This is a genomic window from Pseudoalteromonas sp. SG45-3, assembly GCF_014164075.1.
GTDB classification, from domain to species: Bacteria; Pseudomonadota; Gammaproteobacteria; order Enterobacterales; family Alteromonadaceae; genus Pseudoalteromonas; species Pseudoalteromonas distincta.
In genome coordinates, this window is the sequence record NZ_JACJEN010000069.1 from 1 (window position 1) to 399 (window position 399).

Sequence of the window (399 nt, forward strand, 5' to 3'; positions counted from 1 at the left end):
CCTATTTCATTATTCATAGGTGGGGTTGGTGCTGTTTCAGTGATAAAAGCAGTCTATATAGATAAACGAGAGTTAAAATGTGCGTGTGTAGGCGGTGACAGTAACGTACCACTAGGGTTTATCTCCCTAACAGAAAACCTGTTTATGATCGCTGCCGGTATTTGGATGTTTGTTAAGTAAACAACAGCTTTAATTTAAAAACATGATGATGTACTAGTGTGATTACCAAGGGATTATGTCGCTCTAATTACCGAGCGACTTTGTCGTAAATAGCATATCAGCTGTACTAGTGTGATTACCAAGGGATTATGTCGGTCTAATTACCGAGCGACTTTGTCGTAAATAGCATATCAGCCAGTTACTAAACTGGCTACCTTTTATGCCGATTCAGCCAGAGCA

Annotated in this window: 1 pseudogene; it reads left to right on the forward strand. The window is 39.8% G+C overall.

The features are described 5' to 3' along the window. Positions 1-180 (forward strand): annotated as a pseudogene (locus H5126_RS21300) (glutaredoxin family protein); the annotation flags it as partial. Between the last annotated feature and the right edge of the window lie 219 nt (positions 181-399).